Genomic DNA, 6,347 nt, shown 5'->3' with positions numbered 1-6,347 from the left:
GCAAGGCCCGCGCCGAGGGCGCCGGCAGGACCGCGGTCGCCGTCGGCTGGGGCGGCCGCGCCCGCGGGGTCCTGGTGGTCGCCGACACCGTCAAGCCCACCAGCGCCGAAGCGGTCCGCCAGTTCGAGCGGCTGGGCCTGACGCCGATCCTGCTGACCGGAGACAACGCGGTCGCCGCCCGGCGGATCGCCGACGAGGTCGGCATCGAGCAGGTCATCGCCGACACGTTGCCCGCCGACAAGGTCGCCGCCGTCAAGCGGTTGCAGTCGCAGGGCAAGGTCGTCGCGATGGTGGGCGACGGCGTCAACGATGCAGCGGCGCTGGCGACCGCCGACCTCGGGGTGGCCATGGGCACCGGCACCGACGTCGCGATCGAGGCCGCCGACCTCACCGTCACGCGCGGTGACCTGCGCGCGGCCGTCGACGCGATCCGGTTGTCCCGCCGGACGCTGACCATCATCAAGGCCAACCTGTTCTGGGCCTTCGGCTACAACATCGCCGCGATCCCGCTCGCCGCGCTGGGCATGCTCAACCCGATGCTCGCGGGGGCGGCGATGGCGTTTTCCAGCGTGTTCGTCGTGGCCAACAGCCTGCGGCTGCGCTCGTTCACCAGCGTCGCAACCACCTAGGTCGGCACGCCCCCAAGCCAGCGACGACGCCGGACGAGCGGGGCCGGTGTGGGATAGTTGATCCGACCCACCGCGTTCGAGAACACCACGGGTCCGCCCCGCGCAGCGATCGACTCAGCAAAGGCAACGACCGTTGGACCACTTCTTCGGACGACTGTCCCTGCTGCACGGCTGGTTCCCCCTGAGCGTGCAGGGGCTGACCCTCTTCTTGCTGATCATCGCGATCCAGTGGCGTGCGCGGCCCTGGCTCAAACGGGTGCTGCCGGTGGCCCTGATCGCGGCCGCCGCGGTGACCGCGCTCTCGTATTGGTACATTACGTCGCTCGGCGTGGCCGGGGACCCGGCGCCGACCGCGCTGTGGCTCTGGATCGCGATGACCGGCCTGGCCGCCGCGGTTTTCCTGGTGGGCTGGCGGGGCACGCGCTGGTGGCGCCGCGGGGTGGCGGTGCTGTCCATACCGCTGTGCGTGTTGTGCGCGGGCCTGGCGCTCAACGGGTGGGTGGGCTACTTCCCCACCGCGCTGGCCGCGTGGAACCAGCTCACCTCGGTGCCGCTGCCCGACCAGATCGACCGGCTGAGGGTCACCGAGATGCAGGTCGCCGGTACGAGGCCGGCCAAGGGCGTGGTAGTGCCGGTGGACATCGACGGCGCCTCACAGTTTCGCCACCGCCGGGAACTGGTGTACCTGCCGCCCGCATGGTTCAACAGCAATCCCCCGCCCCGGCTACCGGCCGTGATGATGATCGGCTCGGCGTTCAACACCCCGGCCGACTGGCTCGGCCCCGGTGGCGCCTTCACCGCGGTCGACGGCTTCGCGGCGGCGCACCGCGGCTTCTCCCCGGTGTTGGTGTTCGTCGATCCCACCGGTTCCTTCGACAACGACACCGAGTGCGTCAACGGCAGCCGGGGCAGCGCCGCCGACCACCTCACCAAGGACATCGTCCCGTTCATGGTGTCGAACTTCGGCGTCAGCGCGGACCGCGCCCACTGGGGCGTCGCCGGCTGGTCGATGGGCGGTACCTGCGCGGTCGACCTGGCCGTCATGCACCCGGAGCTGTTCAGCGCCTTCGTGGACATCGCCGGTGACCGCAGCCCCAATGTCGGCCCGAAGGACCAAACGATCGCCAAGCTGTTCGGCGGCGACCGGACCGCCTGGGCCGCGTTCGACCCGCTCACGGTGATCGCGCGGCATGGCCGCTACACCGGGGTGTCGGGCTGGTTCGACGTGCCGGGATCGCCGGAGCCGCGCAACGTCGCGGAGGTGGCTTCCATCGGCGGCGCGTCCGGCACCGATCCCGCCGCCAACCCCGAGGGCCAGGACGCGGCCGCCAACGCGCTGTGCGCCGCCGCCAGCGCCAACGGCATCACCTGCGCCGTGGTCAGTCAGCCGGGCAGGCATGACTGGCCGTTTGCCGCCGGGGCGTTCGCCGCGGCGTTGCCCTGGCTGGCCGCGGCGCTGGGAACACCCGAAGTTCCGCCCGTGCCGTTGCCGCAACGCGGCGGCGGATCGCACTGATCCCAAATATTCACAGCTGACCCACCAGTAACGCAGCCGAGATATTGGCCCTGGTAGTGGTACGGTTCGCTGCTGATGACCGGCGATTTTCTGCGCGACGGGCGGCCCTTGGGCGGGGCGGCCGGCGGCGCGGTGCGGCGCAACCACCGCCGGGTCCCACCCGGCTCCGTTGCTCCGGGCTTTCGCCTGCCCGCGCTGAATCGCCGTCAGTTTCTGGGTTCGCTCGCCGCGTCGGTCGTCGCCGGCGTGGGCGCGGCCCGGCTGATCGTCGACCCGCAACCGCGCACCTTCGCCCAGGTGCCGCCGGGCTCCGCGGCGACGTCCGGCCCCACCGCCCCGGCGGCCCTCTTGCCGCCCCCACCATCGAGCGCCCGCATCCCGCTACCCGGCGGGGGCGCGCTGATCAAGCTCCCCGGCGAGGGCGATCTGCTCGCGCTCACCGTCGACGACGGCGTCAACAGCGAGGTCGTGCGCGCCTACACGCAGTTCGCCAAGGACACCGGCGTGCGGCTGACCTACTTCGTCAACGGCACGTACGACTCCTGGACCGAGAACAAGGAGATGCTGCGGCCCCTGGTCGACAGCGGGCAGATCCAGCTCGGCAACCACACCTGGTCACACCCGGACCTGACGACGCTGCCCAGGGAGGAGGTCGCGGAGCAGCTGACCCGCAACGACGAATTCCTGAAGAAGACGTACGGCGTGGGCGCGAAGCCGTACTGGCGCCCGCCGTACGCGAAGCGCAACGCCGCCGTCGACGCCGTCGCCGCCGACCTGGGGTACACCGTGCCGACGTTGTGGTCGGGGTCGCTGTCGGATTCGACGTTGATCACCGAGGAGTACATCGTGCGGATGGCCGATCAGTACTTCACTGCGCAGGCCATCGTGATCGGGCACCTCAATCACCTGCCCGTGACGCACGTCTACCCGCAACTGGTCGACGTCATCCGCGAGCGCAACCTGCGCACCGTCACGCTCAACGACGTCTTCCTGAAAACCCCTTGAGCGGAGCGGTTTTCAGCCGGCGGGCAGGATGTTCTGGTTGATCCGGAACACGTTGCCCGGATCGTATTGCGCCTTGACCTCGGTGAGCCGCCGGTAATTCGGGCCGTAGGTCGCCCGGACCCGCTCCTGGCCCTCGTCCATCATGAAGTTCACGTAGGCGCCGCCCGCCGAGGACGGGTGGGTGGCGTCCCAGTAGTCAACGGCAGCCCGCACGATTCCAGGGCCGCCGCCAGCAGCTCGCCGCCTTCGACGTCGCGTGCCCGGGGCGCCAATTGGCCTCCTCGTAGCCGACCGCCGCGCTGCATCGCATTTCCACGCGTTGGTCAGCTACCTGGCCGGCCGGCCCGACGGCCTCGCCGCCGCGACCGCCGACATGCGGCGAGCGGCCCAGACCTGCGGCCAACCGGCCTTCGGCTTCGTCGGCGCGTGCATCGAGCAGGCGCTGGCCTATCTGCGCGGCGACTTCTCCGGCGCCGAGCGGTGGGCCGACATCGCCTTGCGCACGGGCGATTTGTTCGGCGCCGACGACACCGAGGGCTCCAACGATCACGCCCGTCTAGGGGTGCAGATGTTCATCATTCCGCCGCGAAACGGGCGACCTGAAGAGGTTCGGCGGGTTCGTCGACGGCAGCGAGACGTTCGCCGGCCGCTGGGTGCCCGGGCTGCTCGCCCTGTACACCGAGCTGGATTGCGAACACGGCATGACCCGCGCGCTCAATCAACTGCTCAACCGCAACCTCGGCGATCGCCTCGAGGACGCTCAGTGGCCGATGGAGCTGGTGTTCATGGTCGAAGCGGCGCTGGCGCTTTCGCATCGCGAAGCGGTCCACGCGCTGCGCCCGTTCCTCGCGCGCTACGCCGGCAAGAATCTGGTGGCGGGCCAATTCGTCGCGCTGTTCGGCAGCGCCGACCGCTATCTGGCCCGGATCGCCGCGCTCTGCGGCGACGGCGCCGGAGCCGAGCGGCACTTCGCCGCCGCCCTCGCGATGGACCGCCGGATGGGTTCGGTGGTGCACATCAACGAGACGCTGGCCCGGCGCGCGTTGTTCGCCGCGTCGCTCGGTCAAGACGCCCGGTCCCTGGCCGAGGAGGCGCGCGCGGCCGCCGGGGCGATCGGGCAGGCCCGCGTCGTCGACCTGGTGGATCCGCTGCTCACCCCCGGTCCCGTGGGCCCGGACGGCCTGACCGAGCGCGAGGTCGAGGTGCTGCGGCTGCTTGCCGAGGGGTTGAGCAACCGCGCGATCGGCGAACGCCTCTTCATCAGCACCAACACCGCCGCCAACCACGTGCGCAACATCCTGGTCAAGACGGGCGCCGCGAACCGCACGCAGGCGGCGATGTACGCCGCCGATCACGAGCTCCTCGGCTAGGCCCTCAGATGTCGGACAGGGCCCCGTCCGGCATCAGGCGCTCCTTCACCTCGACGACCGCCTCGGCGGGCAGGCCGGCCCGCGCGGCCGCGGTCCTGATGGCCTCCGGCGACGGCGCCTCGTAGAGGCAATAGGTCTTCCGCTTGTCCGCCGAGAGGAACGAGTACATCCAGCGGACGCCCTCCTGGTCCTTGATCCGATTGATACCGTCGGCAACCTCGAGGCCGGGCTCCAGTTCCTCGGCAAAGTTGCGCTCGACCATGAAGATGGGCACGGCGGACTCCTGTTCACTGTTGGGTCGAGCCTAAGCCGTCAACGACGGTGAGCACACGGGAATTTTTGGGGTGCGTCAATCCCCCGCCGCATCGGCCTGGTCGGCGAGCAACGCCTCCAAGGCCACGCGCAGCTCGGCCAATCGGCGCCGACCCAGCACCCGCTCCCACCGATGCTCCAAATCGACTGCGTTCGAACGCATTACCCGCAGGGCCTGGTGGCCGCGCGCGGTCAGCTCGATGACCCGGGCGCGCGCGTCGACGGGATCGGGCACCCGGTTGACGTAGCCGTGCCGCTCCAGTCCGGTGATCGCCTGGGCCACCGCCTGGCGGCTCACCTGGAGCCGATCGGCCAGATCCGACGCGTGCAGGCCGCCGGACGCGAGCGGCACCAGCGCGACCGCTTGCGCCGGGCGGATCCCGTCGAGGCCCGCCGTGGCAAACGCCGCCCGCAGCCGCGGCGCCCCGGACGCGGCGACCAGGTTCACCAGCGCGGGCACGGTGGGCTGCCAATCGGGGTGCAGGGCGCGTCGCATGAAGAGAGTGTGCCACCCGGCCCGAGATTGACAAGCCACTTGTCAAACCGCGAAGCGGGTGCCACGATGGCGGCATGCGATTCCCCCGGGCCCGCGCCGTCCGCGCCTGCCTCGCCGCGGTCCTCGTCGTCGCGGTCGGCGGCTGCCTCGGACACGCGCTCGGAACACCCGGCGCGCAATCGATCCCGGTCGGCCAGTCCACCCAGGGCATCGAATCGGGCGGCATCAACCGGACCTTTCACCTGTACCGGCCCCAGGGACTGACCGGTGCGGCCCCGCTGGTGGTGATGCTGCACGGTGGCTTCGGCACCGGGCAGCAGGCCGAGCGCTCCTACCACTGGGACGGCGAGGCCGATGCCGGGCATTTCCTGGTCGCCTACCCGGACGGGCTCGACCGCGCCTGGAACGCCGGGACCTGCTGCGGCGAACCGCAGCGCGCGGGCACCGACGACGTCGGCTTCGTCACGGCCATGGTGGGTGCGATCGAACAGCAGATGCCCATCGACCGGGCCCGCGTCTATGTCACCGGCATGTCGAACGGGGCAATGATGGCGCTCCGGCTCGGCTGCCAGTCCGACCTGTTCGCCGCTATCGCCCCGGTGGCGGGCACGCTGCTGACCGACTGCTCGCAGGCGCGGCGCGCGTCGGTGCTGCAGATCCACGGCACGGCCGACGACCGGGTGCCCTACGGCGGCGGGCCCGGAAAGGCGTTCTCCCGCAACGGGACCGCCCGCGTCGACGGGCTGTCGGTACCGTCCGTCAACGCCACCTGGCGCGGCATCGATGCGTGCGGACCGCCGACCTCGACCACCACCGGCGATGTGACGACGCAACTCGCCGCGTGCGCGGGCGGGCGCACCGTCGAGCTGATCTCGGTGGCCGGGGCCGGCCATCAATGGCCGGGCGGTGAGCCCAGCCCCCTTGCCGAAAGGCTCGCCGGCATCCCCGCGCCCTCGACGGCGCTGGACGCCACCGACACCATCTGGCGGTTCTTCGCCCGGGATCGCGGGTAGGACGAG

The 6,347-nt window shown here is 71.1% G+C and carries 7 protein-coding genes and 1 pseudogene; 5 read left to right on the top strand and 3 right to left on the bottom strand.

Going from position 1 to position 6,347, the window contains the following annotated elements:
• From HMPREF0591_RS03805 to HMPREF0591_RS03795, 3 genes are all read left to right on the top strand, one after another.
• A partial coding sequence (locus tag HMPREF0591_RS03805; RefSeq protein WP_007167096.1) for an HAD-IC family P-type ATPase occupies positions 1-629 on the top strand: 629 nt, incomplete at its 5' end.
• A gap of 133 nt (positions 630-762) precedes the next feature.
• Positions 763-2,145: an alpha/beta hydrolase-fold protein gene (locus HMPREF0591_RS03800; protein ID WP_007167095.1), complete on the top strand. Its 1,383-nt coding sequence runs from the start codon at positions 763-765 to the stop codon at positions 2,143-2,145.
• Positions 2,146-2,340: 195 nt separating this feature from the next.
• A complete protein-coding gene (locus tag HMPREF0591_RS03795) occupies positions 2,341-3,150 on the top strand; it encodes a polysaccharide deacetylase family protein (RefSeq protein ID WP_040621791.1) in 810 nt (269 codons plus the stop codon).
• A 12-nt stretch (positions 3,151-3,162) separates the two neighbouring features.
• Here the strand turns inward: HMPREF0591_RS03795 and HMPREF0591_RS03790 are convergent.
• Positions 3,163-3,345, bottom strand: a pseudogene (locus HMPREF0591_RS03790) (BBE domain-containing protein); the annotation flags it as partial.
• 458 nt (positions 3,346-3,803) lie between these two features.
• Between HMPREF0591_RS03790 and HMPREF0591_RS34355 the strand changes: the two are divergent.
• On the top strand, positions 3,804-4,520 hold the full coding sequence (locus HMPREF0591_RS34355) for a helix-turn-helix transcriptional regulator (RefSeq protein ID WP_007167092.1): 717 nt from the start codon (positions 3,804-3,806) through the stop codon (positions 4,518-4,520).
• A gap of 4 nt (positions 4,521-4,524) precedes the next feature.
• On the opposite strand, the gene HMPREF0591_RS03775 is transcribed toward HMPREF0591_RS34355, so the two are convergent.
• Both HMPREF0591_RS03775 and HMPREF0591_RS03770 read right to left on the bottom strand, forming a co-directional pair.
• Positions 4,525-4,794, bottom strand: a complete 270-nt coding sequence (locus HMPREF0591_RS03775; RefSeq protein WP_007167091.1) for a DUF4242 domain-containing protein — start codon at positions 4,792-4,794, stop codon at positions 4,525-4,527.
• 75 nt (positions 4,795-4,869) lie between these two features.
• Entirely contained in the window at positions 4,870-5,328 is a 459-nt protein-coding gene (locus HMPREF0591_RS03770; protein WP_007167090.1) for a MarR family winged helix-turn-helix transcriptional regulator, read from the bottom strand.
• A gap of 74 nt (positions 5,329-5,402) precedes the next feature.
• On the opposite strand from HMPREF0591_RS03770, the gene HMPREF0591_RS03765 reads away from it, so the two are divergent.
• Positions 5,403-6,341, top strand: a complete 939-nt coding sequence (locus HMPREF0591_RS03765; RefSeq protein ID WP_007167089.1) for an extracellular catalytic domain type 1 short-chain-length polyhydroxyalkanoate depolymerase — start codon at positions 5,403-5,405, stop codon at positions 6,339-6,341.
• The last annotated feature ends 6 nt before the right edge of the window (positions 6,342-6,347 follow it).

The sequence above is a fragment of the Mycobacterium parascrofulaceum ATCC BAA-614 genome (assembly GCF_000164135.1).
Classification (GTDB): domain Bacteria; phylum Actinomycetota; class Actinomycetes; order Mycobacteriales; family Mycobacteriaceae; genus Mycobacterium; species Mycobacterium parascrofulaceum.
The sequence above is the reverse complement of the archived record's forward strand: the minus strand, read 5'-3'. Positions and strand labels throughout refer to the sequence as shown.

Bases quoted from the DNA above. Each gene is read 5' to 3' on its own strand.
- HMPREF0591_RS03770 (WP_007167090.1), bottom strand. From the start codon at position 5,328: ATGCGACGCGCCCTGCACCCCGATTGGCAGCCCACCGTGCCCGCGCTG.
- HMPREF0591_RS03765 (WP_007167089.1), top strand. From the start codon at position 5,403: ATGCGATTCCCCCGGGCCCGCGCCGTCCGCGCCTGCCTCGCCGCGGTC.